This is a genomic window from Mesorhizobium sp. CNPSo 4688 (assembly GCF_057784295.1).
This window is the reverse complement of record NZ_JBWLUY010000008.1, coordinates 38,380-64,496: the sequence shown is the minus strand read 5'-3', so window position 1 is coordinate 64,496 and position 26,117 is coordinate 38,380. Positions and strand designations below refer to the sequence as shown.

29 protein-coding genes are annotated in these 26,117 nt (G+C 63.6%); 17 read left to right on the top strand and 12 right to left on the bottom strand.

Annotated features, from left to right (window positions below):
- Positions 1-21 precede the first annotated feature (21 nt).
- Positions 22-327, bottom strand: a complete 306-nt coding sequence (locus AC04SH_RS16320; RefSeq protein WP_488575782.1) for a hypothetical protein — start codon at positions 325-327, stop codon at positions 22-24.
- A gap of 87 nt (positions 328-414) precedes the next feature.
- Positions 415-993: an invasion associated locus B family protein gene (locus tag AC04SH_RS16315; RefSeq protein ID WP_488575781.1), complete on the bottom strand. Its 579-nt coding sequence runs from the start codon at positions 991-993 to the stop codon at positions 415-417.
- Between the two features lie 195 nt (positions 994-1,188).
- On the opposite strand from AC04SH_RS16315, the gene AC04SH_RS16310 reads away from it, so the two are divergent.
- Positions 1,189-1,491, top strand: a complete 303-nt coding sequence (locus AC04SH_RS16310) for a hypothetical protein (RefSeq protein ID WP_488575780.1) — start codon at positions 1,189-1,191, stop codon at positions 1,489-1,491.
- Positions 1,492-1,613: 122 nt separating this feature from the next.
- Positions 1,614-2,090: an NUDIX hydrolase gene (locus AC04SH_RS16305; protein WP_488575779.1), complete on the top strand. Its 477-nt coding sequence runs from the start codon at positions 1,614-1,616 to the stop codon at positions 2,088-2,090.
- Between the two features lie 3 nt (positions 2,091-2,093).
- Here AC04SH_RS16305 and AC04SH_RS16300 read toward each other — a convergent pair whose 3' ends face one another.
- The 5 genes from AC04SH_RS16300 to AC04SH_RS16280 form a co-directional block, all read right to left on the bottom strand.
- Positions 2,094-2,945, bottom strand: a complete 852-nt coding sequence (locus AC04SH_RS16300) for a citryl-CoA lyase (protein ID WP_488575778.1) — start codon at positions 2,943-2,945, stop codon at positions 2,094-2,096.
- Positions 2,942-4,120, bottom strand: coding sequence for a CaiB/BaiF CoA transferase family protein (locus tag AC04SH_RS16295; RefSeq protein ID WP_488575777.1), 1,179 nt, complete (start codon positions 4,118-4,120; stop codon positions 2,942-2,944). The genes AC04SH_RS16300 and AC04SH_RS16295 overlap by 4 nt, the downstream gene beginning before the upstream one ends.
- 15 nt (positions 4,121-4,135) lie before the next feature.
- Positions 4,136-5,659, bottom strand: coding sequence for a tripartite tricarboxylate transporter permease (locus AC04SH_RS16290; protein WP_192259134.1), 1,524 nt, complete (start codon positions 5,657-5,659; stop codon positions 4,136-4,138).
- A gap of 4 nt (positions 5,660-5,663) precedes the next feature.
- A complete protein-coding gene (locus tag AC04SH_RS16285) occupies positions 5,664-6,200 on the bottom strand; it encodes a tripartite tricarboxylate transporter TctB family protein (protein ID WP_488575776.1) in 537 nt (178 codons plus the stop codon).
- A gap of 126 nt (positions 6,201-6,326) precedes the next feature.
- Positions 6,327-7,304 (bottom strand): Bug family tripartite tricarboxylate transporter substrate binding protein, encoded by a 978-nt coding sequence (locus AC04SH_RS16280; RefSeq protein ID WP_488575775.1) that lies wholly within the window; start codon positions 7,302-7,304, stop codon positions 6,327-6,329.
- A 255-nt stretch (positions 7,305-7,559) separates the two neighbouring features.
- On the opposite strand from AC04SH_RS16280, the gene AC04SH_RS16275 reads away from it, so the two are divergent.
- Positions 7,560-8,312: an IclR family transcriptional regulator gene (locus AC04SH_RS16275; protein ID WP_488575774.1), complete on the top strand. Its 753-nt coding sequence runs from the start codon at positions 7,560-7,562 to the stop codon at positions 8,310-8,312.
- Between the two features lie 333 nt (positions 8,313-8,645).
- The gene (locus AC04SH_RS16270; RefSeq protein ID WP_488575773.1) at positions 8,646-11,132 is read left to right on the top strand and encodes an EAL domain-containing protein; all 2,487 of its coding nucleotides are present in this window, start codon (positions 8,646-8,648) and stop codon (positions 11,130-11,132) included.
- 25 nt (positions 11,133-11,157) lie between these two features.
- Here the strand turns inward: AC04SH_RS16270 and AC04SH_RS16265 are convergent, their stop codons facing one another.
- Positions 11,158-12,258: an OmpA family protein gene (locus AC04SH_RS16265; RefSeq protein ID WP_488575772.1), complete on the bottom strand. Its 1,101-nt coding sequence runs from the start codon at positions 12,256-12,258 to the stop codon at positions 11,158-11,160.
- Between the two features lie 121 nt (positions 12,259-12,379).
- Positions 12,380-12,919, bottom strand: a complete 540-nt coding sequence (locus AC04SH_RS16260; protein WP_488575771.1) for a GNAT family N-acetyltransferase — start codon at positions 12,917-12,919, stop codon at positions 12,380-12,382.
- A 248-nt stretch (positions 12,920-13,167) separates the two neighbouring features.
- Here AC04SH_RS16260 and AC04SH_RS16255 point away from each other — a divergent pair, with 248 nt between their 5' ends.
- The 4 genes from AC04SH_RS16255 (at position 13,168) to AC04SH_RS16240 (ending at position 16,857) form a co-directional block, all read left to right on the top strand.
- On the top strand, positions 13,168-13,623 hold the full coding sequence (locus AC04SH_RS16255) for a DUF2214 family protein (protein ID WP_488575770.1): 456 nt from the start codon (positions 13,168-13,170) through the stop codon (positions 13,621-13,623).
- Between the two features lie 179 nt (positions 13,624-13,802).
- Entirely contained in the window at positions 13,803-14,780 is a 978-nt protein-coding gene (locus AC04SH_RS16250; protein WP_488575769.1) for a tripartite tricarboxylate transporter substrate-binding protein, read from the top strand.
- 97 nt (positions 14,781-14,877) lie between these two features.
- Positions 14,878-15,339, top strand: coding sequence for a tripartite tricarboxylate transporter TctB family protein (locus tag AC04SH_RS16245; protein ID WP_477233258.1), 462 nt, complete (start codon positions 14,878-14,880; stop codon positions 15,337-15,339).
- Between the two features lie 9 nt (positions 15,340-15,348).
- Entirely contained in the window at positions 15,349-16,857 is a 1,509-nt protein-coding gene (locus AC04SH_RS16240) for a tripartite tricarboxylate transporter permease (protein WP_488575768.1), read from the top strand.
- Here AC04SH_RS16240 and nth read toward each other — a convergent pair.
- The gene (gene nth / locus AC04SH_RS16235; protein ID WP_477233260.1) at positions 16,854-17,660 is read right to left on the bottom strand and encodes an endonuclease III; all 807 of its coding nucleotides are present in this window, start codon (positions 17,658-17,660) and stop codon (positions 16,854-16,856) included. The genes AC04SH_RS16240 and nth overlap by 4 nt on opposite strands.
- A gap of 22 nt (positions 17,661-17,682) precedes the next feature.
- Here nth and AC04SH_RS16230 point away from each other — a divergent pair, with 22 nt between their 5' ends.
- A complete protein-coding gene (locus AC04SH_RS16230; RefSeq protein WP_112562662.1) occupies positions 17,683-18,177 on the top strand; it encodes a DUF2244 domain-containing protein in 495 nt (164 codons plus the stop codon).
- Positions 18,178-18,186: 9 nt separating this feature from the next.
- Here the strand turns inward: AC04SH_RS16230 and AC04SH_RS16225 are convergent, their stop codons facing one another.
- A complete protein-coding gene (locus tag AC04SH_RS16225; RefSeq protein WP_477233261.1) occupies positions 18,187-19,002 on the bottom strand; it encodes a class I SAM-dependent methyltransferase in 816 nt (271 codons plus the stop codon).
- Between the two features lie 115 nt (positions 19,003-19,117).
- On the opposite strand from AC04SH_RS16225, the gene AC04SH_RS16220 reads away from it, so the two are divergent.
- From AC04SH_RS16220 to AC04SH_RS16195, 6 genes are all read left to right on the top strand, one after another.
- Positions 19,118-20,023, top strand: coding sequence for a methylated-DNA--[protein]-cysteine S-methyltransferase (locus AC04SH_RS16220; RefSeq protein WP_477233262.1), 906 nt, complete (start codon positions 19,118-19,120; stop codon positions 20,021-20,023).
- A gap of 150 nt (positions 20,024-20,173) precedes the next feature.
- Positions 20,174-21,082, top strand: a complete 909-nt coding sequence (locus AC04SH_RS16215; RefSeq protein WP_477233263.1) for a ribokinase — start codon at positions 20,174-20,176, stop codon at positions 21,080-21,082.
- Between the two features lie 5 nt (positions 21,083-21,087).
- Positions 21,088-22,539 (top strand): amidase, encoded by a 1,452-nt coding sequence (locus tag AC04SH_RS16210; protein ID WP_477233264.1) that lies wholly within the window; start codon positions 21,088-21,090, stop codon positions 22,537-22,539.
- Between the two features lie 123 nt (positions 22,540-22,662).
- Positions 22,663-23,277, top strand: coding sequence for a LysE family translocator (locus AC04SH_RS16205; protein WP_477233265.1), 615 nt, complete (start codon positions 22,663-22,665; stop codon positions 23,275-23,277).
- 106 nt (positions 23,278-23,383) lie between these two features.
- Entirely contained in the window at positions 23,384-23,698 is a 315-nt protein-coding gene (locus tag AC04SH_RS16200) for a hypothetical protein (RefSeq protein ID WP_477233266.1), read from the top strand.
- 57 nt (positions 23,699-23,755) lie between these two features.
- Positions 23,756-24,127 carry a hypothetical protein gene (locus tag AC04SH_RS16195; protein WP_477233267.1) on the top strand — a complete coding sequence of 124 codons (372 nt, stop codon included), beginning with the start codon at positions 23,756-23,758 and terminating at the stop codon, positions 24,125-24,127.
- Between the two features lie 61 nt (positions 24,128-24,188).
- Here the strand turns inward: AC04SH_RS16195 and AC04SH_RS16190 are convergent, their stop codons facing one another.
- Positions 24,189-25,130, bottom strand: coding sequence for a nucleoside hydrolase (locus AC04SH_RS16190; RefSeq protein WP_477233268.1), 942 nt, complete (start codon positions 25,128-25,130; stop codon positions 24,189-24,191).
- Positions 25,131-25,274: 144 nt separating this feature from the next.
- Between AC04SH_RS16190 and AC04SH_RS16185 the strand changes: the two genes are divergently transcribed.
- Both AC04SH_RS16185 and AC04SH_RS16180 read left to right on the top strand, forming a co-directional pair.
- Positions 25,275-25,700, top strand: a complete 426-nt coding sequence (locus AC04SH_RS16185; protein ID WP_488575767.1) for an Hsp20 family protein — start codon at positions 25,275-25,277, stop codon at positions 25,698-25,700.
- 64 nt (positions 25,701-25,764) lie between these two features.
- The gene (locus AC04SH_RS16180; RefSeq protein WP_112562677.1) at positions 25,765-26,022 is read left to right on the top strand and encodes a BQ00720 family protein; all 258 of its coding nucleotides are present in this window, start codon (positions 25,765-25,767) and stop codon (positions 26,020-26,022) included.
- The last annotated feature ends 95 nt before the right edge of the window (positions 26,023-26,117 follow it).

The window sequence follows — 26,117 nt, the reverse complement described above, 5'->3', positions numbered from 1 at the left end:
CGCCGACCAGTTTTTCGCACCCTACTGCTCAAAAAACCGTGCCTTGAGGGCCAAAATCAAGAACAGAATTAGGATGGCCATCCCCACATAGAGATTTACCAGCCAGGTGATGGTCAGGGGAATGGCGATTGCGAGGCCAAATATGAGCCCTATCAAGAACCACCGAGGCTTGCTTCTGAGCTGCCAGCTCATCACTACCGTTGTGGTAAAAAAGACCAGGAAGATAAATGTTGGCGGCCCAAGATCAGACCGCCAGAAATCGCGGAAATAAACGCCGGCGGCAATGCCTACGCAACTGAACAAGAGCCGCAGGGCGAAGTGCTTCATGGACTTAGGATAGAAGGCGAATCTTAACGGACCGCCGCTCAGCTTTGCGGCCCGTCCGACTCCGTATTCGCAGCCAAGAAGCCAAGGTCAGTCGGCCGACAATTCCGCCGTCCGAGCCAGCGCGCCGCCGAAGCCGTTGAGCGGGATGGTAAAGCTCACCGCTTGCCCGGTGTCGGCCGCGAAGGCGCCAATCTTCAGCGTGGTGGCTCCCTTGAGCAGCGGCGTGACGCTGGCGTCGAACGCCACCGGAACCAAACAACCGACGGCCTGGCAGGTGTTGAACGGCAGGCTGCCGTCCAGCTTCTGCTCGTCGATGGTCAGGCTGACGCCCTTGGCCAGCGCCAGGCCGAATGGCAGCGCCAGCGTTCCGGCCGCATCCTCGCCGCTCTTGCTCGACAGCTCTATTGCCAGCAGGCGCTGGTTGGTTTGCTTGTTGAACTGCTGATGCGACAGGCTGCAGGCCTTATTGGTCCCCGTTATCTGGCAATTGACCGTCCAGTCGCCATGGGTTTCGGACAGCGCCGACGCGCCGCCAGGCAGTGTCGGGCCAGCGGCAGCGGCGGCAGGCGCTGCCTTGTCGGTCTTGGTCTGCGCGGTGACCGCCGCCGGGCCAAGAATACAGACGCTGCCCAGTAGCGCTGCGAAATATACTTGCCTGCTTTTCATCAATATCTCCCGATTGTGCCTCGAGCCAGCCGCCATTGCGCTCAAGGACCGCGCCCGATAGAGCGTTCAATCGATCTTTTCTGTCAAGTGCGGGCAGGTCCCATCCGCCACTGGCTCCGCCGATTTCGCAACCATGGCGGATCGGGACGAACGCCCTATATAGAAGGGAGGCTATGTCTGTGCGGGAATGAACGAATGTCGACGCTTCGTCTATCGACAATTCTGATGTCGGCGATGCTGGCGGCGGTGACGCTGCCGGGCATGGTGCAATCTGCCGCGGCGCAGGCCGTCAATCCCGGCACAAACGGGCTGATCCAGCAGAACGAGCTGCAGCAGTTGCGCAACAGTCTGCAGCGGCAGCAGTTCCAGCAACAGCAGCAGCAATATCGCGAGCAGGACCGCCGGATCGTGCCGCAGCCGCGCCCTGAAGTGCCGGTCGTCAGGCAAGCTTGTCCGATTCACATCGTCGGCAACCAGATTGTGCGTGTTTGCCGTTGATATCGGTCGCTTGCGATTTACTTAGTCGACTTATCTAATAAAAATGCTTCATTGCCTCGCGGGCATTTTTGGGGTTTGCAGGCGGCGTGCGGCGGTGCGCCAGTCGACCGGGTTATCAGCAAATGGCGACGACGAAGAAAAAGGCGGTGCGCAAGGCAAGGCGAGGTGAACGGATTCGCCAGGTCGCCGCCATACCGTTTCGCCTGGACGCTGACGGTAATTTCGAAGTGATGCTGGTGACGTCGCGCACGACGAAGCGCTTCATCGTGCCAAAGGGCTGGCCGATGAAAGGCAAGAGCGGGCGCAAGGCCGCCACCATCGAAGCACGCGAAGAGGCGGGCGTGCTCGGCAAGACCCGCAAGGCGCCGGCCGGCAGCTATTCCTACTGGAAACGATTGGAAAACAATTTCGTCCGCGTCGACGTCGTCGTCTACCTGCTCGAAGTGTCCGAGGAACTGGCCAACTGGCAAGAGGCCAAGAGCCGCCAGCGGGCCTGGCTCAAACCGCAAGACGCGGCGTTGCTCATAGATGAGCCCGATCTTTCGACATTGATGGCAAACCTGGCGACTACGCAGCCAGCGGCGCCAGACCAGGCCTGAGCCTCACTTGCCCTCGTCGCCTTCAGCGGGAAACGGCCGCACGGGCGTGCCTGTATAGGCCCACAGCCATTCGCGCGGCAGCGGCCCCTTGTTGCGGTCGCTCTGCTGCGACTGCTCCCAGGCATGCGCCAGGATGCCGACCGAGCGCGACAACACGAACAAGCCGCGCGTCAGCGGCGGCGGAAAGCCGAGTTCGCCATAGATGACGGCGGTGGCGCCGTCGATGTTGAGCGGTATCTTCTTGCGCTTGCGCCGCGCCACCTCCGCCTCGACCGCCTCGGCGATGTCGGCGAAGCGTCCGCTGACGACGCCGCGCGCGGCAAAATCGCGGGTCACCTCGATCAGCCGCGGCGCGCGCGGATCGATCGGATGGAAGCGGTGGCCAAACCCCGGCACATAGCCCTTCTCGTCGGCGAAGAAGCGATCGAGCCGGGCCGATACGGCTTCGCTGAGCGTCGCGCCCTGGTCGAGCGCCACGGCAATGTCGCCGTAGAAGGACAGCGCCTGTTCGCCCGCGCCGCCATGCACGTCACCCAGCACGTTGACGGCCGAGGCCATGGCGCTGTTGATGCCGACGCCACAGGTGATGGCCATGCGGGCAATGGCGATCGACGGCGCCTGCGGCCCGTGGTCGACGGCTGCCCCCAGCGCAATGCCAAGCAGCGCCGCCTGGTCCTCGCTTGGCAGTTCGCCGCGCAGCATCAGCCAGATCGTTGCCGGAAAGCTGACGCGGCCGATCAAATCCTGGATTTCATAGCCGCGTAGCCGGATGATGCCCGGGCTCATCTCGATGATGCCGGTCTGCCACCATTCCTCACCGCGCTCGCGGCCGGTTTTTTTCTCAAGCTCGCTCACGCGCTTCTCCTGGTGCGCGGCGGCAGGGTGGAAAAAACCTCGTCCATGTGTTCGCCGAGTACAGGCGGCGGCAGGACCGGCAAAGGGGCCGCGCCATCGACCATGAAGCCGCCGCGCACGACGGTCAGCGGCTGGTCCATGCCGGGCAGGCCCTGGAAGCGGGTGGTCATGTCGCGCTCGACCACCTGGCGCTCGCCCAGCACCTGCGGGATGGTCAGCACCCGGCCTGCCGGCACGCCGGCGCGGTTGAGCTTTTCTTCCCAGGCGGCGGCCGAGGCACTGGCGAGCGCCGTCTCGATCAGCCCCTTCAGGGCAGCGCGGTTCTGCTTGCGGGTCTCGCGTTCCGCAAAGCGCGGATCCGACGCCAGCTCCGGCTGGCCGATTAGCCGGCACAGCGTGACGAACTGCTCCTGCTTGTTGGCGGCGATGTTGAGCAGGCCGTCGCCGGTGCGGAACGCGCCGGAGGGCGCAGCCGTCATGTTCTCATTGCCCATTGGCTTTGGCTCGACCCCGGCCGTCAGATAGTTGGACACCGGCCAGCCGAGCGCCGACAGCGTGCATTCGAGCATCGAGACATCGAGAAACGCGCCCTCGCCTGAGGTCTTCTGCTTCACAAGTGCTGCGGCAATGGCAAAGGCCCCGACCAGTCCACCCAGCGTGTCAGCGACGGGATAACCGACCCGCAAGGGTGCGGTCTCCGGCGTGCCGGTGATGCTCATAATGCCGGAAAGCCCCTGGATGATCTGGTCGTAGGCTGGATTGTCGCGCATCGGCCCGGTCTGGCCGAACCCCGATATCGCGCAATAGACGAGGCCGGGGCGAACCTCTTTCAGCTTCTCATAGCCGAGCCCAAGGCGCTCCATCACGCCGGGGCGAAAATTCTCGACCAGCGCGTCGGCCGAGGCGACCAGGTCGAGGAAACGCTCGCGATCCACCTCCTTCTTCAGATCGAGCATCACCGATCGTTTGCCGGCGTTCTGCGCCAGGAACGAGGCTCCCATGCCGGCTTTGTTGAGCGCCGGCGAGGCGCCGAGTTGGCGCGCCAGATCGCCGCCTTGCGGCGCCTCGACCTTGATGACGTCGGCGCCGAGCAACGCCAGCTGGTAGGCGCAGTAAGGCCCGGCCAGCACATTGGTCAGGTCGAGAACGCGAATGCCGGCAAGCAGATCGGTCATGATGCTCCAGGTCGTTCACGCATCGCCCGGCACATGCTCCGGTCCACGCCGGCGCCTATGCTCAATGAAGGCCCAGATATGCGGACCGGCCAGCCCGATGAAGGCGAGGATCAGCAGCACCAGCGACAGCTTGTGGGTGTAGAACACCGACCAGTCACCATTCGAGATCGTCATCGCCCGGCGGAACTGCGTTTCGGCGAGCGGCCCCAGAATCATGCCGATGATCACCGGCGCGGTCGGGAAATCGAAGCGCCGCATCAGGAAGCCGGCTGCCCCCAGGAGGTAGAGGATGATGAGATCGATCGGCGATTGCGAGATGCCATAGGTGCCGACGGTGGCGAACACCAGGATGCCGGCGTAGAGCTGCGGCGCCGGAATTTTCAACAGCCGCACCCACAGCCCGATCAGCGGCAGGTTGAGGATGACCAGGATGACGTTGGCGATGAACAGGCTGGCGATCAGGCCCCAGACCAGATCGGCTTGCGTCGTCAGCAGCAGCGGTCCCGGATTGATGCCGTAGCTCTGGAAGGCCGACAGCATGATCGCGGCTGTCGCCGAAGTCGGCAGGCCGAGCGTCAGCATCGGCACCAGCACGCCGGCGGCCGAGGCATTGTTTGCGGCTTCCGGGCCAGCCACGCCCTCGATGGCGCCGACCGTGCCGAACTCCTCCTTGTGCTTCGACAGCTTCTTTTCGATGGCGTAGGACAGGAAAGTGGGGATTTCGGCGCCGCCGGCCGGCATGGCGCCAATCGGGAAGCCGATGAAAGCGCCGCGCAGCCATGGCTTCCACGAGCGCCCCCATTCGGCCGCCGTCATGTAAAGTGAGCCCTTGAGCGGCACGATCTCGTCCTTGCCCGCATAGCGGCGCGAGGCCATGTAGAGCGTCTCGCCGACGGCAAACAAGCCGACCGCGGCAATGATGACATCGACGCCGTCGAGCAGTTCGTTCATACCGAAGGTGAAGCGCGGCTGTCCGGTCTGCAGGTCGACGCCGATCATGCCGATGACAAAGCCGATGAACAGGCTGGTGAGGCCGCGCACGGACGACGAGCCGAGCACTGCCGAGACGGTGATGAAGGCGAGCACCATCAGCGAGAAATATTCGGCCGGCCCGAAAGCCAGCGCGAACTTCACCACCACCGGTGCCAGGAAGGCGACGCCCAGCGTGCCGATGGTGCCGGCGACGAAGGAGCCGATCGCCGACGTCGCCAGTGCCGCGCCGCCACGGCCGGAGCGGGCCATCCTGTTGCCTTCCAGCGCGGTGACGATGGTGGCGCTTTCGCCGGGTGTGTTGAGCAGGATCGACGTCGTCGAGCCGCCATACATGGCGCCGTAATAGATGCCGGCGAACAGGATGAAGGAGGCCTCCGGCGCCACCTGGTAGGTGATCGGCAACAAAAGCGCGATGGTGAGTGCCGGCCCGAGGCCGGGCAGCACGCCGATGGCGGTGCCGAGCGTGGTGCCGACCAGGCACCACAGCAGGTTCATCGGTGAGAAAGCGACGGAAAATCCGTGTCCGAGATGACTGAGCGTCTCCATGGCGTCAGCCCCTCAACGTCGTGATGATCGCGTCGATCACCGTGTTCAGCTGGTTTTCGATGAAGCCGGCGCCGATGTTGACGCCGAGCGCCCTGGCAAAGCCGAAATAGGCTGCCAGCGCCAGGATCAGACCAGTCAGCGCATCGCGCAGCGTGTGCCTGCTGCCGAAGCCGTAGCAGACGAGCACGAACATGATGACGGAGGCGGCGGTGAAACCGAGCGGCTGGATCAGCACCAGATTTGCGACCAGACCGGCAATGACGATGCCCATCGCCTTCCAGTCGGTCGGCGTTTCCTTTTCCTCCGGCGGCTGCCAGCCGCCGCGCACCGCGGCAAGGATGAGCAGCAGCGAAAGCACGATCATGCCGGTCATGGTGATGTAGGGAAAGACGGTCGGCCCGACCTTGGAATAGAGCGGCGACACCGGGATCGCCAGGGTCTGCCAAGCCACGGCCGCGGCACAGGCGAGAAGCCCGATGCCGATCAAGAATTCGGGCATGGCTAGGCGCGGGGGCGCCGGCTGCTGGTCGCTGCTGCTCATCAATGTCCTCCCAATATGGCCGGCATCCTCCCGCCGGCCGCATCCGCAGTTTCACTCCCACCGCATGATATGTCCATGCCGCAGGCGAAGTCGGAAGGGGGCGGTGTTGGCCGCCCCCTTGGAGGTTTAGGCGAGGCCGAGATCCTTGAGGATCGCGGTGATGCGTGCGGTGTCGTCGGCGAGGAATTTTGCATAGTCGTCGCCGGTCAACAGGATGGGCGTCCAGTTGCGGTTCTTGCACTCGGTTGCCCAGGCGTCGCTCTTGGCCATGGTTTCGATCATCGTGACCATCGCCGCCTTGTCGGCATCGGACACGCCGGGCGGTGCAAAGACGCCGCGCCAGTTGAACAATTCGACATCGATGCCGGCTTCCTTCATCGTCGGTGCGTCGATGCCGTCCTGGCGCTTGTCGGCGGAGATCGCCAACAGCCGAAGCGCGCCCGCCTTGATCTGCTCGGAGAACTCGCCGAAGCCGGAAATGCCGGCCGCCACCTGGTTGCCGAGCAGCGCCGACAGCGCCTCGCCGCCACCGGCGAACGGCACATAGGAGAGGTTGGTTGCCGGAACGCCGACCGTCTTGGCGATCAGGCCGAAGAGTATGTGGTCGGAGCCGCCGGCCGAGCCGCCGGCAACCGGCACCTTGGTCGGATCCGCCTTGAGCGCGGCAACGAAATCGCCGGCCGTCTTGAACGGCGAATCCGCCGGCACCACCAGCGCCTCGAACTCGCCGGTAAGGCGGGCGATCGGCGTGACTTCGGAGAGGTTGTTGGCCGATTTGTTGGCGATGATGGCGCCGACCATGACCATGCCGGCAACCATCAGCGAATTGCCCTTGCCCTTCCACTGGCTGATGAACTGCGGCAGGCCGACCGTACCGCCGGCGCCGCCGACATTGGTGATCTGCGAGCCGGAGATCAGTTTTTCACTGCGCAGCACCTGGTCGATGGTGCGCCCTGTCTGGTCCCAGCCGCCGCCGGGCGCGGCCGGCACGAAGATCTGGATCTGCGGTGCATCCTGAGCGAAGGCGGGCGTCAAATGCGTTGCGACGAAAACGGCAGCGCCTGCGGCTGCGGTGCTCATCAAAAATCTGCGTCTGTTCAGCATGGGATTCCTCCAAATCACGACACCTCCTCCGGTGCCTGCCAGAAACGTAGCCTGAAAACAGACCCGCTCGGTAAAAATTCATGCCGATTTCGGTACGTTCTGTCAACAGGAACGACGTTCTACTAGACAGAACATGGGATGTGCGGCACAATCGCGCCGATCGGCCTAGAGCAATTCCAGGAAAAGTGTGATCGGTTTTCCCCCCCCCAACCGCTCTGGTCCGAACGAGTAAACCGGAATGAAACCGTCCGTGAGATGACCGAAGCGCGATCCCAGCCGTTACAGGCAGGTGGCGTCGCCGCGCTTGACCGCGCGATCGCCATTCTCGACGCTTTCGCCACCGCCGACCGCTCGCTCAGCCTGGCCGAGATCGCAGCGCGCACCGGGCTCTACAAGAGCACAATATTGAGGCTGGCGAACTCGTTGCTGCGTGGCCAGTTGCTGGAGCGGCTCGACGATGGCCGCTACCGCATCGGGCCGGCCACCTTCCGGCTCGGCGCGCTCTACCAGCGCTCGGTGGTGGCGGTCGACATCCTGCTGCCGATCATGCGCGATCTCGCCGAGCGTAGCTGGGAAAGCGTGGCCTTCTATGTCCGCTCGGGTGACGCCCGCACCTGCCTCTACCGCGTCGAATCCAAGCATCCGATCCGCTACACGATCCGGGAAGGCGATGTGCTGCCGTTGCTCGCCGGCTCGGGTGGTCGCGTGCTGGCGGCGTTTTCAGGCCAGCCGGGCGAGCCTTACGAGACAATTCGCCAGGCCTGCCACTATCTGTCGATCGGCGACCGCGACCCGGAGACGGCCGGCGTGTCGGCCCCGGTGTTCGGACCGGGCCGTGTTCTGCTCGGCGCCTTGACGCTCGCCGGCCCGTCGACGCGCGTCGATATGGCCTTTCTGCGCCGCATGACGCCGGCCCTGCTGGAGGCTGCCGCCCGTGCCACGCGTGCCTTCGGCGAGGACGCGTCAGCCCTTGAACGCGCAGGCGAGAAAGCAGGCAACCTCACCTAGCGCAATCAAGCCCCGCAACGCAATCAAGCAAGCGGTCACACAGTGTTTCCACCCGCTCTTGCGGCCCCCCGACCGCGAATGTATTCTAGTAGTTCACTCGAATACAATGCAGCTTTTGCGAAAGATTGCACCCCTGACGCCGCGTAAGCAAATTTTACAGAAATCGGGCCAATCCGGTAGCAAATAGCCGAAGAATTTATTGGCTGTTAATGCCGGTAGGCTAGTCAAACAAGCGTCGCCGGATATGGGCGACATGGGGAGAGGGCGTCGGCCGGCCGGCATCTGGTCGGCAGGCAATTCGTGAGGAGCCATGGCTATTCCCATGGAAGCTTGATGAGGCTGTCACCAACAGACACCAGCCCCCGTCTTCTCGGGCTGGTCTGGCCATTCATCCTCGTGGTTCTTGTCCAGGCTCTGGTTGCCAGCGGCAGCCTTTACACGCTCTCGGCGGTACGCGCCTATGTCGGCGGCGAGAGCCACTGGTCCAAGGGACAGAAACAGGCCATCTATTTTCTCAGTCTCTATGCCGAAACCGGCAAGGAAGAATTCTTCAACGAGTATCGCGAGGCCATCGCCATTCCACTCGCCGATCGTTCGGCCCGACTTGCCCTCGAGCAGCCCGAACCCGACATCAGCGCCGCCCGCGCCGGCTTCCTGCAAGGCGGCAACCACCCTGACGATCTGGCGGGATTGATCTGGCTGTTCCAGAACTTCCGCAAGGTGAGCTATCTCGACATTGCCATCCAGCATTGGACGGCCGCCGACAGCATGATTCTTGAAATCGATCGGCTCGGCACCACGATCCACCAAGGATTTCTGGAAGGGGCAGTTTCGGCTGCGCAAATCAGCACCTGGAAAGCGCAAATCCATCAACTCAACCATCTGATCGGTCCCCTTTCCAAGGCCTTCTCCGACAGCCTCGGCGAGGGATCCCGTTTCATCAAGGTGGCGCTGACGCTCGCCAACCTGGCTACCGCCGCCTTGCTCATCCTGCTCGCCGTGTGGCGCACCCGCAAACTGCTGGCGCAGCGCCGGGCTTTCCAATCCGCCCTCAATGCCGAACGCGAGCGCGCCCAGATCACCCTCGCCTCGATTGGCCAGGCTGTCATCAGCACGCAAGCGGACGGACTGGTGGACTACATGAACCCCGTCGCGGAGCGGCTGCTGGCACACTCGCTCCACACGGCCAGGGGCAAGCCGATCGCCTCGCTGTTCCGCTTGCTGGACAAGGACACCGGTGTCGAGGAACTCGGGTTGGCGGAACGCCTGCTGGCTGGCGAGCCACGTCGCCCCAACGTCCGCCCGCAACTACTGCAGCGCGACGACGGCTCGGTCATTCCCGTGGCGCTGACCGGGGCACCACTGCTCATTTCCGGCCATGTGGTTGGCGCAGTGCTGGCTTTCCACGACATGACGCGCGAGCAGGACTACATCGAGCGGCTCTCCTGGCAGGCCTCGCATGACGCGCTGACCGGACTTGCCAACCGCCACGACTTCGAAAGCCGGTTGGCGTCGGAAATCGCCGAATTGCGTCACAAGTCCCGCCAGCACGCTCTGATGTACCTGGATCTCGATCAGTTCAAGCTTGTCAACGATACGTGTGGCCATGCGGCCGGCGATCAGTTGCTGCGGCAGATTTCCGTTCTCCTCGGCAATGCGCTGCGACCGGGCGACATGCTGGCGCGGCTGGGTGGCGACGAGTTCGGCGTTCTGCTGTTCGATTGCAGTCCGGATCTCGCTGTCGATATCGCCGAACGCCTGCGTGCAACGGTTCAGGACCTGCATTTCACCTGGGATGCCAGGCCCTTCAACAGCAGCGTCAGTATCGGCATGGTTCAGATCACCAATGCCGAAATCACGCTTGAAGAGACCCTGCGGGCTGCGGATGTCGCCTGTTACATGGCCAAGGAAAAAGGCCGCAACCGGGTTCAGCTGCACAGCGACAGCGATGTCGCCTTGCGCGAACGCTTCGGCGAGATGGCCTGGGTTCAGCGCCTCCATGCCGCGCTGGAAGAAAATCGCTTTGCGCTTCATGCCCAGGAGATCTGGCCGCTGAACGAGGCGGCCGCCGAAGCCGGCGCGCATATCGAGATCCTGCTGCGGCTGACCGACGAGGACGGTCTCGTCGTCTCGCCTGCCAGCTTCATTCCGGCGGCCGAGCGCTATGGGTTGATGCCGTCGATCGACCGTTGGGTCGTGCGCAACACCTTCGGCGTCCTGGCGGCGCGCCTCGCCGATCCAACGGCCTCTCCCATCACCACTTGTGCCATCAATCTTTCCGGCGCCAGCTTCGGCGACGAAACCTTCCTCGGCTTCCTGCGCGAGCAGTTTCTTGCCTATGGCATTCCGCCGAAAATGATTTGTCTGGAGATCACGGAGACCAGCGCCATCGCCGATCTCGCCAATGCCATGCGCTTCATTGCCGATCTGCGCGGCTTGGGTTGCCGCTTCGCCCTCGACGACTTCGGCTCCGGCATGTCGTCCTTCGCCTACCTGAAACACCTGCCCGTCGACTATCTGAAAATCGACGGCAGCTTCGTCAAGGACATGCTGGAGGATCGGATCGACCGTGCCATGGTCGAGATGATCCATCATATCGGCAAGGTGATGGGCAAGCGCACCATTGCCGAATTCGTTGAAAGTGACGGCATCATCGCGGCACTGAAGACCATCGGCGTCGACTATGCGCAAGGCTATGCGATTGCCAGGCCGCAACCTTTCAACGCCTCCATGACGCTGCTGAATCCAGCGGGGCCGGCAAAGGGGACGGACAAATATCGTTGGAACGGCCTTGCGCGAAAATTGCGCAAGGCCGGATGACAAGAAAAGCCGTCGCCGGACTTCGTCAGTTCGCCTTGACCAGCACCACGCGCCGGTTCTTGGCACGGCCGGTTTCGTCGTCATTGCTGGCGACGGGCGCCATCATGCCGGCGCCGGCGGCAGTCAGCCGCCCGCCGTCAATGCCGTATTTCGAGACAAGGGCTGCCTTCACCGACTGCGCCCGCCGCGACGACAGGTCGATATTGTAGTCGAAAGCGCCCTGATTGTCGGTGTGGCCGACGACGATCACCGCCATGCCGGGTTCGTTGGTCAAAAGCGTCGAGATCTCCTTCAGCGTCGGCTCCGATTCCGGCTTGATGTCAGACTTGTCGGTGTCGAAGAAGATGCCGTAGAGCGAGATCGAGCCGGTGGTGGAGAGCGAATCCGCCATCTTGGCGGCCTCGACGACCACCATCTTCTTGTCGCGCGCCTTCGGCTCCAGCACCTGGACGACGGCGATGGTGCGGCCGTTGAGTTCCTTGCAGTAGAGGTCGTTGATCAGGGAATAGGCCTGCACGGTGACGTACGCGTCGCCGCCGTCCTGCGGCACCTTGGCGGCGAAAAAGCGCTGGTCGTTGAGGCCCGAAGTCAACGCACATGCGCCGTTGGAAAACGCCGCGTCCTTGATGTCGCTTTCATGGAAGAAATACATCATCAGGCTCATGTCGCCGCCACCGCCGCTCGACGACCGGTCGGCAGCGCCGCCGCACTCTTCCTTCTTGCATTCGAACAGGACTTCGCCGCCGGCCGCCTCGATCACATCCTGATAGTTGCGCAGCACTTCCAGCGGCGAGCGCTCGGCCGGCAGCACATAGGCGATGCGGGTCAGCGCACCCTCGACCTCGGCCTTCTTGTCCGGTGCATAGATGCGATTGTTCATCGTATCGCGCGCGTCCGCATCGGCGCTCGGCTTCAGCGGCGACAGCGGCACGGTGAAATCGGTATAGGCGAATTTTTCGTAGGAGACGATGAAGGACCCCTCATAACGCTTGGCCAGATGATTGTCGGCCGCGCCTTCGATGTCGGCGGTCGGCACCGTCGCATCGGCGCCAGCCAGCCGCACGGTCGCAAAGATGAGCAGCCCGGCCCAGAAAAGCTTTGCAAGTATCGCATTGATCGTACGCATGGTCAGCCTCCCCCAAAGAGCAATTCCAGGAAAAGTGCGAGCGGTTTTCCCCACAGGAACTGCGTAGCTAGATCAGGATGGCAATTTTTGCAGAACGAGGCAATTGCGTCGATGAAGTGCTTCACACCCGCCGTTCGAGCAGGATGGTCGGCCCATCGTGATAGGTGGTTTCCAGCACTTTGATGTAGCCGCATTTTGCCGCGACGTTCAGCGAGCCGGTGTTTTCCGGATCGATGATGCAGACGGTTCTGGCACCGGCAAAGGTTTCGTCGCCCCAGGCCAGCGCCCGCCTGACGACTTCGCTGGCAAAACCCTTGCCATGCGCCTGCGGCGCCAGCGCCCAGCCAGCTTCGGGGATGCCTTCGAGCGACGGCTCGATATCGCGCTTCAGATCGTGAAACCCGGCCTCGCCGATGAAGCGGCCGCTGGCCTTGTCCTCGACCGCCCAGAAGCCGTAACCGAGCAGCGACCACAGGCCGGCGTGCCGCAGAAACCGCATCCAGCTTTCCTCGCGCGTCCGCGGCTTGCCGCCGATGAAGCGGGTGGTGACGGGACTGGCCCACATGACGGCATAGTCGTCGAAGTCATCGATCCGATGCGCCCGCATGATGGTCCGCTCCGTTTCGAGAACCGGAACGCCGGCTGTTTTTGGACTGCCCATGAAACTCTGCCTCCGTTGACGTGGCAGCGCTTAGCAAACCAGCGCGCCCGGACAAGGGCCAGGCCGCATCATCGTACGGCCAGGCAAGCTATCTCGATCAATCAAGCTAGTTGTCAGGATGTGGCGTCAATGACACTGATGACTGGACCAGAAGCAGCCCGCCTCTGGGAATTCTGCCGAACGATGCTACCTTCCGCAGCCGGCCCGGCGAGGGCCGGTCTCGATACCGCCAATGGGAGGAGAACGCCATGGACACCACCGATCTTGTGCTTGCCATTTTCCATCACCTGCTGGTGTTCTCGCTGGCCGGCATCATCGGCGCCGAATTTGTCCTGATCCGCGGCGACCTCTCCGCCGCCACGCTCAAACGGCTTGCCGGCATTGACCGCCACTATGGCATCATCGCCAGCCTGATCATCATCATCGGCATTGGCCGTGTCATCTATGGCCTGAAGGGCTGGGAGTTCTACGTCTACAACTGGGTGTTCTGGGCCAAGATGGCGGCATTCGCTGTCGTCGGTCTGCTGTCCATCGTGCCCACCATCCGTTTCCTGTCCTGGAACCGGCAGGCCAGCGCCAGTCCGGGCTTCCAGGTGCCGGCGGCCGAGCTCGCTTCGGTGAAGACCCATGTGCGCGCCGAAGCCTTCATCTTCCTGCTGATCCCGGTCTTCGCAGCGGCGATGGCGCGCGGCTACGGTTATTGAAGCAACGCCAACACGAAACCCCATCTCCGCCGGGCATACTCCCCACTGATCGCCATGGTTGCGCACGGCTGTATTTAACAGTTTGCGTCGGGCGACAATCTGTTAGCCTGCCTTTGTTGCCCCATCGCTGCCGGACCTGCACAGCGATTGGAAATTGATATCCTGGGAGGAGAATTAAGATGAGGAAATTTGTTGCCGCCCTGGCCGCCGCCGCGGCCGTCACGCTTTATTCCTTCACCGCCTCAGCACAGGCCTATCCCGAGCGCACCATCACCGTCGTCGTGCCGTTTGCAGCCGGCGGTCCGACCGATACGGTCACGCGCCTTGTCGCCGAAGCCATGTCGAAGGATCTCGGCCAGCAGATCATCGTCGAGAATGTCGGCGGCGCCGGCGGCACGCTGGGCGCCGGCCGCGTGGCCAACGCCGACCCTGACGGCTACACGCTGCTCCTCCACCACATCGGCATGGCGACAAGTGCCACGCTCTACAGGAAGCTCGCCTACGACACGCTGAACGCTTTCGAGTATGTCGGCCTCGTCACCGAGGTGCCGATGGCCATTGTCGCCCGCAAGGACCTCGAGCCGACAGACCTCAAAGGGCTGGTCGAATACGCCAAGGCCAACAAGGACTCCATCACCGTCGCCAATGCCGGCATCGGGGCTGCCTCGCATCTGTGCGGCATGCTGTTCATGAGCGCCATCGGCACGCCGCTGGTCACGGTGCCCTACAAGGGCACCGGCCCGGCCATGACCGACCTTCTCGGCGGCCAGGTCGATATCATGTGCGACCAGACCACCAACACCACCAAGCAGATCCAGGGCGGCACGATCAAGGCCTATGCCGTCACCACGCCGGAACGCCTCGACGTCATGAAGGACGTCCCGACGACTATCGAAGGCGGCCTTCCCGCTGTGCAGGTCGGCATCTGGCACGGCCTCTATGCGCCGAAGGGCACGCCGGCCGCGATCACCGACAGGCTCTCGAAATCGCTCCAGGTCGCGCTGAAGGACCCCAACGTCATCGCCCGCTTCGCCGAACTCGGCACCAAGCCGTCATCCGAAGCCGATGCGACGCCGGCGGCGCTGAAGGCCAAGCTGGAAAGCGAGATCACGCGCTGGAAACCGATCATCGAAGCCGCCGGCCAGTACGCCGACTGAGGGACTTGAACGGGGCACGACCAGCGCCCCGTCTTCGCTTCGACACCCGTTTCACATTTGCAACGGCAGGCCGCTGCAAGGTCTGGGGAGGACCGTCATGAAACCTTTCGCTATCGACAGGACAAACGGCCTGTGCGCCGCGCTGTTCATCCTTTTCGGCGCCTTTTTCGCCATACAATCGCTCGGACTTGAGATCGGCACCGCCTTCCGCATGGGGCCGGGCTATTTCCCGCTGGTGCTGGCGATCGTGCTGATCGTGCTCGGCGCCATCATCCTTGTCCAGGCGGTGCGCGTCGAGGGCGAGCCGATCGGCCCCATTGCCTGGCGCGGCATGCTGTTCATCCTGCCGGCGCCGATCTTCTTCGGCCTGACGGTGCGCGGCCTCGGCTTCGTCCCGTCGATCTTCCTGACCGCGCTGATCGCCTCCTTTGCCAGCAGCCGCATGAAGCCGGTGACCGCGCTTGTGCTGTCAGCCGCACTGACGCTGTTTTCGGTCCTGGTCTTCAGCTACGCGCTCGGGCTGCCGTTCCAGCGCTTCGGCCCCTGGCTCCCGCTTTGAGGTGATGAGATGGACCTGCTCAAAAACCTCGAACTCGGCTTCTCGACGGCGACAACGCCGGCCAATCTCGGGTTCTGCCTGATCGGCGTTCTGCTCGGCACGCTGATCGGCGTCCTGCCCGGCATCGGCGCCACGGCAACCATCGCCATGCTGTTGCCGATCACCTTCCAGATCGGCGATCCGGTCTCCTCCCTCATCATGCTTGCCGGCATTTACTATGGCGCCCAGTATGGCGGCTCGACCACCGCCATTCTCATCAACATGCCCGGCGAATCCTCCTCGGCCGTCACCGCCATCGACGGCTACCAGATGGCCAGGAACGGCCGCGCCGGGGCAGCACTCGCCATCGCCGCGATCGGCTCGTTCTTCGCCGGCACGGTGTCGACCTTCCTCGTCGCCGTCTTTGCCCCGCCGTTGACGGCAATCGCCCTGCAGTTCGGCGCGGCGGAGTATTTTTCGCTGATGATCGTCGGCCTCGTCTCGTCCATCGCGCTCGCCCATGGCTCGATCGTCAAGGCGCTCGCCATGGTCGTGCTCGGCCTGCTGCTCGGCATTGTCGGCACCGACATCTACACCGGCACGCCGCGCTTCACGCTGGGCATCCGCGAATATGCCGACGGGCTGAACTTTGTCGCGGTGGCGGTCGGTGTGTTCGGCGTCGCCGAGATCCTGCGTAACCTCGAAAACGAGCACGAGCGCTCGGTGCTGATCAAAAAGGTCTCCGGCCTGATGCCGACCCGCGACGACTTCAAGGCCATGGCAGCACCCATCGTGCGCGGCACCATTATCGGTTCGGCGCTCGGCATCCTGCCCGGCGGCGGCGCGGTGCTTGCGGCCTTTGCCTGCTACACGGTCGAAAAGCGCGTCTCGAAACACCCGGAGGAATTCGGCAAGGGCGCGATCGCCGGCGTCGCCGGGCCGGAATCGGCCAACAATGCCGGCGCCCAGACCTCCTTCATCCCGATGCTGACGCTGGGCATTCCGGCCAACCCGGTCATGGCGCTGATGATCGGCGCCATGATCATCCAGGGCATCGTGCCCGGTCCCAATGTCGCGACCGAGCAGCCGGCGCTGTTCTGGGGCATCATCGCCTCGATGTGGATCGGCAATCTGATGCTGATCGTGCTGAACCTGCCGCTGATCGGGCTGTGGGTCAAGCTGCTGACCATCCCCTACTACGTGCTGTTCCCGATCATCATGGCGTTCTGCTCGATCGGCGTTTACAGCGTCAACACCAACGCCTTCGATCTCCATGCCGTCGCCTTCTTCGGCCTGCTCGGCTACGTCCTGACCAAGCTGCGCTGCGAACCCGCACCGCTGCTGCTCGGCTTCGTGCTCGGCCCGTTGCTGGAGGAGAACCTGCGCCGCGCCATGATCCTGTCGCGCGGCGACCCCTCGACCTTCGTAACGCGGCCGATCAGCGCCGGCCTGCTGCTCGTGGCACTCGCCGTGCTCGTCGTCGTCTTCCTGCCGTCGGTCAAGAAGAAGCGCGAAGAGGTGTTCGTGGAGGAGAACTAGTTATCCGGGACGTCCGAAGGGCCGAGCGCAGCGATTTCCACCAGCGGCGCCGGCACATCGGTGGTCTTCTCCGCCGCCTTGCAGATATCGGCAATGACGCAGGCCGGGCAATCCGGCTTGCGCGCCTTGCAGACATAGCGGCCATGCAGAATCAGCCAGTGATGCGCATGGCGCATATACTCGTCCGGTATGATCCGCAGCAGTCCTTGCTCGACCTGTTCCGGCGTCTTGCCGGGCGCCAGGCCGAGCCGGTTGCCGATGCGAAAAATGTGCGTGTCGACCGCCATCGTGTGCTGGCCGAACGCCATGTTGAGCACGACATTGGCGGTCTTGCGCCCGACCCCCGGCAGTTTGACCAGTTCATCCCTGTCGCCGGGCACCTCGCCGCCATAGTCGCGGATCAGCGCCTCCGACAGCGCAATCACGTTCTTGGCCTTGTTGCGCCAGAGCCCGATGGTTTTGACGTACTCGCCGACCCTGGCCTCGCCCAGCGCCAGCATCTTTTCAGGCGTGTCGGCGATCTTGAACAGCGCCCGCGTCGCCTTGTTGACGCCGGCATCGGTCGCCTGCGCCGACAGCACAACCGCCACCAGCAGCGTGAAGGCGTTGACGTGCTCGAGTTCACCCTTGGGCTCCGGCCGCTGCACCGCAAACCGCCGGAAAATCTCATGCACTTCGGCGGCGCTGTAGAGCGAACGAACCCTTGCCGGCCGTGGCCGCGGCTTCGCGTTCGAGCCGTCGCGCCGCCCGGGCGGCAGTTCGATTTTGGGCATGGAAGAATCTTTGGACTTGGGGCTCGCCATTTCCCTCCTATAATATCCCGCCATGAGCGACACAAACGCCTCGTTTCAGGCTGACGAGCCCTTCTTTCACGCATTGCTGACCCCACACCGGTCGCTGGGCAGGACGGGCTTCCTGATCCTGATGGGCGCGCTGCTGTTCGGTTGGGTGGTGACCGGTGCGTTTTTCCTGTCGCGCGGCGCCTGGCCGGTGTTCGGCTTCTTCGGGCTCGACGTGATCGCCGTCTACATCGCCTTCCGCGCCAACTACCGCGCGGCCCGCGCTCGTGAAGAAGTGTCGGTGTCGCGCACCAGCCTCGACATCCGCAAGACCGCGCCTTCGGGCAAATCGGAGGCGCATCGCTTCAATCCGTTCTGGGCGCGCTTTTCCGTCGCCCGCCACGCCGAGATCGGCATCACCAGGATGACAGTGGAAGCACAGGGGCAGAATGTACCGATCGGCTCATTCCTGGACCCAGATTCCCGTGAGAGTTTTGCCACCGCGTTCTCACGCGCGCTGGCGACCGCTAAAACGCGCTGACCCAGCGCCTCAGAACCGGTAGCGCAAGATTCTGCCGACCTTGCGCAACGCGGGAATGTGTCTCCACAGCCCGATGAACAGTTTCGCCGACCAGCCCATGTGAGCTGTGCGTTCGGCGCTATAGGCCGAGATATCATCGACAAAGCGCAGCTTCGGAACGGCGCGCTCCAGCTCGTGCGGGTCGTCGATCGCCCAGTGGACTTCGGCGCCTGTCGCCCTGATGGTCGGATTGAGGCGAAGCATCTTCAGGCCGAAGCGGCTGTAGGCGTCGAACATCAGCTCGCCACCGGCAAGATGCGAGACGAGACGCGACAACAGCCGCAGCCCTTCCTCGGCCGGCAGATAGGGCGTCAGCCCCTCCATCACCACGACGGCCGGGCGATTGCGTGGCACTTGCGTCAGCCAGTCCGGTTCGGTCACCGACGACCCGACGAGGTGATAATTGTCCCGGGACGGGTAGAGCTTGCGCCTGAGCGCGATGACGTCAGGAAAATCCACATCGAACCACTCCACGCCATCGAGCGGATCGACGCGGAAGATGCGCGTATCGAGCCCGCAGCCGAGATGCAGCACGATGGCCCCGGGATTCCTGGCGATGAAGTCCTGAACGCGAACATCAAACGTCCTGGCCCGGATCGCCAGGCCGATGCCGAGATTGCTGTCGACCTTCAGCCGCGAGAAATCATAGTCGATGGCGCGCACAGCCTCGTCGGCGAAACGGTCCTTGAGCAGCGAATGCGCCAACCGGCTCTCCAGCGCCTTGCCGTAGAGCGTCATCAGCAAGGTCTCCCTCGCGCCGGTCAGACTTACCTTTTCGCCGGCCATCGGCATCTCCTGCTTGGCGATCCAGCTTCTATCTGGGTTTGCGCCGCAACAAGGCAAGTTTCGGGTGGTTGCAAAGGGCAGAAAGACCGATATTCGCGGTCAAGGAGATATTGCCATGAACGCCCAGATGACCATGAATACGCAGATGAAACCGACAGCGATCCTGCAGAACGACATCACGCCTGAAGGCAGCGACTACGAGGTCGTGCGCCGCGCCATCGAGAAGATCAGCCTCGATTACCGCGACCAGCCCTCGCTGGAAGCTCTGGCCGCCGATGTCGGCGAGACGCCGACCGGCCTGCAGAAACTGTTCACCCGCTGGGCCGGCCTGTCGCCAAAAGCCTTCCTGCAGGCTGTCACCCTCGACCACGCGCGCAAGCTGCTCGATTCCGGCATGCCGCTGCTCGAAACCTCATTCGAACTCGGCATGTCCGGCCCCGGCCGGCTGCATGACCTGTTCGTCACCCATGAGGCGATGTCGCCAGGCGACTACAAGACGCGCGGCGCGGGGCTCACCATCCGCTACGGCTATCACATCTCGCCCTTCGGCATTGCGCTGATCATGGTCACCGACCGTGGCCTTGCCGGGCTCGCCTTCAACGATCCGGGCGGCGAGCGGGCAGCCTTCGCCGACATGTCGGGCCGTTGGCCGAACGCGACCTATGTTGAGGACATGAGCGCCACCCAGCCCTATGCCGCGCGCATCTTCGATCCGACGCTGTGGCGCGCCGACCAGCCGCTGCGGGTGGTGATGATCGGCACCGACTTCCAGCTGCGCGTCTGGGACGCGCTGCTCCGGATCCCGATGGGCAGGGCCTGCACCTACTCCTCGATCGCCGCCGGCATCGGCGCGCCGAAGGCCAGCCGGGCGGTGGGCGCGGCAGTCGGCGCCAACCCGTTGTCCTTCGTCGTCCCATGCCACCGGGCTATCGGCAAGTCCGGCGCGCTGACCGGCTACCATTGGGGTCTGACGCGCAAACGCGCCATCCTCGGTTGGGAAGCAGGCCAGACCGCATCCTGAAGACACCCCGCATCAAACAACGCCGGCGAAAACCCTTCGCCGGCGTTTTTCTTTTTGCGAGCCCTCGGAAATCGCGCAAAATATACGCACGCTCTGGCAAGCCGCCGGCTTACAGGTTAGCTTCCCGCGCATCCCGCAGGAGGCCTTTTCTTGATCATCGTTGTCGGCTCGATCAACCTCGACCTTATTGCCAATGTCGACCGCTTGCCCTCGCCGGGCGAGACGGTCCGCGGCTCCGGTTTCACCACCGCGCCCGGTGGCAAGGGTGCCAACCAGGCGCTGGCCGCGGCCCGGGCCGGCGCCAAGGTGCGCATGGTCGGCGCCGTCGGCAAGGACAACTTTGCCACCGAGGCGCAGGCGCTGCTTGTCGCGGGCAAGGTCGATCTTTCCGGCGTTGGCCAGAGCTTCGCCTCCACCGGCACGGCGCTGATCCTGGTCGGCGCCGACGGCGAGAACGTCATTGCCGTGGTGCCGGGCGCCAATGATTCGGTGCTGCCGGGCGATCTCGCCAAGGCTTTCCTTGGGAAAGGCGACGTCGTCCTGCTGCAGCACGAAATCCCGCTGCAGACGGTCGATGCCGCCCTTGACGCCGCCCGTGCCGCCGGCGCCATCACCGTGCTCAACACCGCCCCCTTCCGCGGCGACGCGGCGGCGTTTCTCGGCAAGGCCGATTACGCCGTCGCCAACGAAACCGAATTCGACCTTTACGGCGAGGCGCTGTCGTTGAAGGGCCGCGACCGCCCGGCGCGCATGCGTGACTTCGCCGGCAAGACCGGCCGAACCATTGTCGTCACGCTCGGCGGCGACGGCGTGCTGGCGGCGACGCCGGACGATTTCCTGACCGTGCCGGCACTCAAGATCACCCCGGTCGATACGGTCGGGGCCGGCGACACGTTTTGCGGCTATCTTGCTGCCGGGCTGGCGGCGGGCCTGCCACTCGAGCAGGCTCTCATCCGCGCCGCCGCTGCCGGTTCGCTGGCCTGCCTGAAGCCTGGCGCCCAGCCGGCGATCCCGCTGGCGGCGGATGTCGATGCCGCCCTGAGCAACACCGCCGAGTAACAGCCATGCGCCCCGCCACGAAGCATGCCGTGCCGCCGGCCGGCGACATCTGCCGCCTCTCCGGCATCGACCTTGCCGAGGCGATCCGGCTTCGCCGCCTGTCGGTGCGCGAGGTGGTTACAGCCTTCCTCGACCGCATCGACGCTGTGAACCCGCTGGTCAACGCTATCGTGTCGTTGCGCGAGCGCGCAGACATTTTGCGCGAGGCCGACGAGGCTGACGCGCATCTGGCGCAGGGCAAGCCGACCGGCACCCTGTTCGGCCTGCCGATGGCGATAAAAGACCTCGCAATGACGCGCGGCTTGAGGACCAGTTCCGGCTCGCCGATCTTCGCCGATTTCGTGCCGCAGGAAGACGATTTCTTCGTCGAGCGTATCCGCAACGCCGGCGCCATCATCATCGGCAAGACCAACGTTCCCGAGTTCGGCCTGGGCTCCAACACCTACAACAACGTGTTCGGCCCGACGCTGAATGCCTTCGATCCGGCCCTCACTGCCGGCGGTTCGAGTGGCGGCGCCGCGGTCGCCCTTGCGCTGGACATGGTGCCAGTTGCCGACGGCAGCGATTTCGGCGGCTCGCTGCGCAATCCGGCCGCCTGGAACAATATCTATGGCTTCCGCCCGTCGCAGGGCCTTGTCCCCGGCGGACCGGACGTCGAGGTCTTTCATGCCCAGATGGGCGTCGACGGGCCGATGGGCCGCAATGTGCGCGACATGGCTCTGCTGCTTGATGTGCAGGCGGGCTATCACCCGCAGGCGCCACTGTCGTGGGACAAGCCTGGCTCCTTCCTCGAAGGCCTGGCAACGACGGCAAGCGGCGGCCGCATCGGCTGGCTCGGCGATCTCGGTGGTCATCTGCCGCTCGAACCCGGCATCCTCGACCTGTGCGAGGCCGGGCTCGGCCGCTTCGCCCAGGCATCCTTCGTGGGCGAGCCCTTGCTGCCGGATGTCGATGTCGAGGCGCTGTGGCAAGCCTTCGTGACGCTGCGCCAGGCAACCAGCGGATCTGCGCTCAAAATCCACTATGACGACCCGCACAAGCGCGCCCTGCTGAAGCCGGAAGCCGTCTGGGAGGTGGAGAACGCCATGCGGCTGACGGCGCCGCAGATCCGCGCGGCCTCGGTTGTCCGGACCTCCTGGCACCGGACGCTGCTGTCGCTGTTCGAGCGCTTCGACCTGATCGCGCTGCCGACGGCGCAGGTATTTCCTTTCGAAATCGGCATTCATTGGCCGCGCGAAGTCGCCGGACGCGCCATGGACAGCTACCACCGCTGGATGCAGGTTTCGGCCTTCGCCACACTGGGTGGCTGTCCGGCGCTCAACGTGCCGGTCGGCTTCGACGCCAGGGGCAGGCCGATGGGCATGCAGCTGATCGGACGGCCGCGCGGCGATCTCGCCGTGCTCAGGGCCGGCGCGGCCTATGAGGCGACGCTGCCGTGGCAGACCGGAGCCTCCTGATGTCAACCCGCGGCTGCCGGCGACCTCTCCTGCCGGCTTGCACCAGCGTCGCCGGCGTGCATGATCAGGCTCCGACGCGTCCGTGCGAGGCGCTTTCTGCCGAGGAAATCCCTGAGGAACCCCATGTCGCTGGAACTCTACGCCGCCTATGTCCTTGCCTGCATCGTCATCATCCTGGTGCCCGGCCCGACCGTGACGCTAATCATCGCCAACAGCATCCGCCATGGCGCACGCGCCGGGCTTGCCAATGTCGCCGGCACGCAGGCCGGCCTTGCCGTGATGATCGCCATTGTCGGCATCGGCCTCAACACGCTGATATCGGGCATGGGCCATTGGTTCGAATGGGTGCGCCTGATCGGCGCCGCCTACCTGATCTGGATGGGCGTGCAGATGTTCCGCGCCAGGGGCACGCTGAACGCTGACGGCACCGCCAGGAAGCCGCGCGGCGGCTTCTTCCTGCAGGGCTTGGCTGTGGCGCTGAGCAACCCCAAGACGCTGGTCTTCTTCGGCGCCTTCTTCCCGCAGTTCATCGCCCCGCAGGGCAATTACACCCTGCAGATCATCGTCATGGGCCTCACCGCCATGATCTTCGCCGCCGTCTCGGATTCGACCTATGCACTCGCCGCCAGCCGCGCCGGCCGCCTGCTCTCGGCCAGCCGCATCAAGCTGATGTCGAGGATCAGCGGCAGTTTTTTGGTCGGCGGCGGCCTGTGGCTGGCGTTCTCTAAGGCGAAGTAACGGCGGCCAGAAGCCAAGACGCGAACCACAATCTCCTGGAACAGGGAGGCCGATTGAAAGTCGGCCTCCGGTCCATCACATGAATTGACAGTTGGAGATTCATGCCGTGTCGTGGACTATTGCCGATATAAAAAGAAATGCGCCTGGCGTGATCCTGATCGTTGCCTTGTTTGCGGCGCTTTTTGCCATGGATCCGCACAAATGGGCGAATGACGCCAGCCCGATCCGCTCGGCTGAGCCAATCGATGCAACAGTCAAAAGTGTCCAGTTGGATCACGGCCGCGGCATCCATCTGGTGTCCGTCGAGGACGGCTCGTCTTTTCTTGTAGAAGACGAACGCCCACATCTGATCGGCGCTCACGCAAACATTGAGCTCGTCACGCGCGAGAATGGCTCGACCTTCTACCGGTTCGCGAATTGAACCACCGCCGATCACGATACCGATGAAACACAGCGTCCTTGCTGTCAGGTGATACGCATGGCCAAGGCTCGGCATTCCCTTGCCTGGATGACCCTGCAGGAGAACCTCAGGGGCATCCTCATCACCATTCTTGTTGTGGGCGTTTGCGCGCTGGCGATCGGCATCCCGATTGCAAGGCAAAGCAGTCCGATCGTCAATGTCGAGCGCCTGACCGGTACAGTGGTCAACGTTCTCAACGCTCCTGCAAGTCCCGAAGTCGCGATCGGCAGCGGATTCCGCTACTTGTATGGAATTCGCCTCGATGAAAATGACCGCCTGGTGTTTGCCTATGACAACACGACGTCGCCGCGAGCCATCGGCTCGAAGGTTTCGATCGAGCGACAGCATCGCCGCAACGACACCGAAACATACCGCCTGCTGCGTGAATAGGCACACAGGTATCGCCCAGAGGCGCTAGACCCCTGGGCGAACGATCTGCATCAAGGCAGGCTTAAAGCCGCGCCAACCGCTCCACCAGCAGCGCGAAAAAGGCGTCATGGTCGATGTCGCGCATCACCATGGCGTTCTTCGGCCGCTTGGTCACGCCCCACCAGTCGATCACGGTCATGCCCATGGTGAGTTCGGAGGCCGTTTCCACGGTGACGTTGCAGTTGCGGCCCTTGAACAGATCCGGCTTCAACAGATAGGCGATGACGCAGGGGTCATGCAGCGGGCCGCCATCGGTGCCGTATTTCTCCTCGTCGAAGCGCTCGAAGAATTCCAGCATCTCGGCCGTCGCCGTGCCGACCCTGGTACCGAGCTTGCGGATGGCCTGCGTGCGCTTGGCCGTGGTCAGCGCCTTGTGGGTAACGTCGAGCGGCATCATGACGATCGGAATGCCGGATTTGAACACGAGGTCGGCGGCCTGCGGGTCGACATAGATGTTGAACTCAGCGGTCGGTGTGACATTACCGCCCTCGAAGAAACCGCCGCCCATCAGCACGATTTCCTTGATGCGCGGCGCGATCTTCGGCTCGCGGATCAGCGCCAGCGCGACATTGGTTAGCGGGCCGAGTGCGCATAGCGTGATCGTGCCGGCCTCTTCCTTCATAAGCGTCTCGACCATGAAATCGACCGCATACTGGTGCTGCAGCTTCATCTTCGGGTCGGGCAGTTGCGGGCCGTTGAGGCCGGTCTTGCCATGCACTTCCTCGGCGGTGACGAGTTCGCGCACCAGCGGGCGGATGGCGCCGGCATAGACCTTGATGTCGGGCCGACCGGCCAGTTCGCAGATTTTTCTGGCGTTCTTCTCGGTCAATTTCAGCGGCACGTTGCCGGCAACAGCGGAGATGCCGACGATCTCCAGCTCGGCGCTGCCGAGCGCCAGCAATATGGCGACGGCATCATCCTGGCCGGGATCCGTGTCGATGATGATCTTGCGGGTTTGGGGCATTTCATTTCCTTATGCGGGGGAGTCTTTTTGGCGGGGGTTTTAGACGGCTTGAACTTCGCCGCGGCGCGGACCATATCAAGACCATCGGGAAAAATGCCATCCGGGTTTTTCCAGTTTATGTCGCTCCAAAGAGGACAGTGTAACATGAGCCGAATGACGCCCTTCTCCAGCCCGCTTCTCCTGGGTTTCGATGCCATGGAAAAGACCCTGGAACGATTGGCGAAATCCGGTGACAGCTATCCTCCCTACAACATCGAGCGCCTCAGCGGTGCCGACGGCACGGCCGAAAGGCTGCGCATTACGCTCGCTGTAGCGGGATTCGCCGAAAGCGATCTCGATGTCACAACGGAGGAAAACCAGCTGGTCGTGCGCGGCCGTCAGACCGACGACACCGAGCGCGAATTCCTCCACCGCGGCATTGCCGCGCGCCAGTTCCAGCGCTGTTTCGTGCTGGCCGACGGCATGCGGGTGATCGCAGCGGAACTGAAGAACGGCCTTTTGTCGATCGATCTCGATCGGCCGGAGTCCGAACGGCTGGTACGGAAAATAAATATATCGGTGAAAGACTGATCTTTACCGATGGCTCTCATGCGGGATGGCCTTGAGCGGCGTCCACGCACCAAGGAGGCTTGAAATGACCAGAACTGACGAAACCATCACCATGACCAGCGGCGAATTCGCCCATCTCGGCGAAGGCTCGGTCGCTTACCTCCGCAAGGTCTCGAGCGAAGAATTGCTCGGCCGCTTCCCCAATCTCGGCGAAATCGCGCCCGGCATGGTCTTGTGGGCTCTGTTTGCCGCCAACGGCCAGCCGATCCTGCTTTCCGATGCGAAAGACCGGGCTCTGGCCGGCGCCATGGAAAACGACCTGACCACTGTCGCCATTCACTAAACCATGATCCCGAAAAGTGGGAACCGGTTTTCGGGAAAGATCATAGTTACCGATAGAAATCGGCGATTGTCAGGATCGGAAATGCAAAGGGCCGC

Bases quoted from the DNA above. Each gene is read 5' to 3' on its own strand.
- AC04SH_RS16320 (WP_488575782.1), bottom strand. From the start codon at position 327: ATGAAGCACTTCGCCCTGCGGCTCTTGTTCAGTTGCGTAGGCATTGCC.
- AC04SH_RS16315 (WP_488575781.1), bottom strand. From the start codon at position 993: ATGAAAAGCAGGCAAGTATATTTCGCAGCGCTACTGGGCAGCGTCTGT.
- AC04SH_RS16310 (WP_488575780.1), top strand. From the start codon at position 1,189: ATGTCGACGCTTCGTCTATCGACAATTCTGATGTCGGCGATGCTGGCG.
- AC04SH_RS16305 (WP_488575779.1), top strand. From the start codon at position 1,614: ATGGCGACGACGAAGAAAAAGGCGGTGCGCAAGGCAAGGCGAGGTGAA.
- AC04SH_RS16295 (WP_488575777.1), bottom strand. From the start codon at position 4,120: ATGACCGATCTGCTTGCCGGCATTCGCGTTCTCGACCTGACCAATGTG.
- AC04SH_RS16290 (WP_192259134.1), bottom strand. From the start codon at position 5,659: ATGGAGACGCTCAGTCATCTCGGACACGGATTTTCCGTCGCTTTCTCA.
- AC04SH_RS16285 (WP_488575776.1), bottom strand. From the start codon at position 6,200: ATGAGCAGCAGCGACCAGCAGCCGGCGCCCCCGCGCCTAGCCATGCCC.
- AC04SH_RS16280 (WP_488575775.1), bottom strand. From the start codon at position 7,304: ATGCTGAACAGACGCAGATTTTTGATGAGCACCGCAGCCGCAGGCGCT.
- AC04SH_RS16275 (WP_488575774.1), top strand. From the start codon at position 7,560: ATGACCGAAGCGCGATCCCAGCCGTTACAGGCAGGTGGCGTCGCCGCG.
- AC04SH_RS16270 (WP_488575773.1), top strand. From the start codon at position 8,646: ATGAGGCTGTCACCAACAGACACCAGCCCCCGTCTTCTCGGGCTGGTC.
- AC04SH_RS16265 (WP_488575772.1), bottom strand. From the start codon at position 12,258: ATGCGTACGATCAATGCGATACTTGCAAAGCTTTTCTGGGCCGGGCTG.
- AC04SH_RS16260 (WP_488575771.1), bottom strand. From the start codon at position 12,919: ATGGGCAGTCCAAAAACAGCCGGCGTTCCGGTTCTCGAAACGGAGCGG.
- AC04SH_RS16255 (WP_488575770.1), top strand. From the start codon at position 13,168: ATGGACACCACCGATCTTGTGCTTGCCATTTTCCATCACCTGCTGGTG.
- AC04SH_RS16250 (WP_488575769.1), top strand. From the start codon at position 13,803: ATGAGGAAATTTGTTGCCGCCCTGGCCGCCGCCGCGGCCGTCACGCTT.
- AC04SH_RS16245 (WP_477233258.1), top strand. From the start codon at position 14,878: ATGAAACCTTTCGCTATCGACAGGACAAACGGCCTGTGCGCCGCGCTG.
- AC04SH_RS16240 (WP_488575768.1), top strand. From the start codon at position 15,349: ATGGACCTGCTCAAAAACCTCGAACTCGGCTTCTCGACGGCGACAACG.
- nth (WP_477233260.1), bottom strand. From the start codon at position 17,660: ATGGCGAGCCCCAAGTCCAAAGATTCTTCCATGCCCAAAATCGAACTG.
- AC04SH_RS16230 (WP_112562662.1), top strand. From the start codon at position 17,683: ATGAGCGACACAAACGCCTCGTTTCAGGCTGACGAGCCCTTCTTTCAC.
- AC04SH_RS16225 (WP_477233261.1), bottom strand. From the start codon at position 19,002: ATGGCCGGCGAAAAGGTAAGTCTGACCGGCGCGAGGGAGACCTTGCTG.
- AC04SH_RS16220 (WP_477233262.1), top strand. From the start codon at position 19,118: ATGAACGCCCAGATGACCATGAATACGCAGATGAAACCGACAGCGATC.
- AC04SH_RS16210 (WP_477233264.1), top strand. From the start codon at position 21,088: ATGCGCCCCGCCACGAAGCATGCCGTGCCGCCGGCCGGCGACATCTGC.
- AC04SH_RS16205 (WP_477233265.1), top strand. From the start codon at position 22,663: ATGTCGCTGGAACTCTACGCCGCCTATGTCCTTGCCTGCATCGTCATC.
- AC04SH_RS16195 (WP_477233267.1), top strand. From the start codon at position 23,756: ATGGCCAAGGCTCGGCATTCCCTTGCCTGGATGACCCTGCAGGAGAAC.
- AC04SH_RS16190 (WP_477233268.1), bottom strand. From the start codon at position 25,130: ATGCCCCAAACCCGCAAGATCATCATCGACACGGATCCCGGCCAGGAT.
- AC04SH_RS16185 (WP_488575767.1), top strand. From the start codon at position 25,275: ATGAGCCGAATGACGCCCTTCTCCAGCCCGCTTCTCCTGGGTTTCGAT.
- AC04SH_RS16180 (WP_112562677.1), top strand. From the start codon at position 25,765: ATGACCAGAACTGACGAAACCATCACCATGACCAGCGGCGAATTCGCC.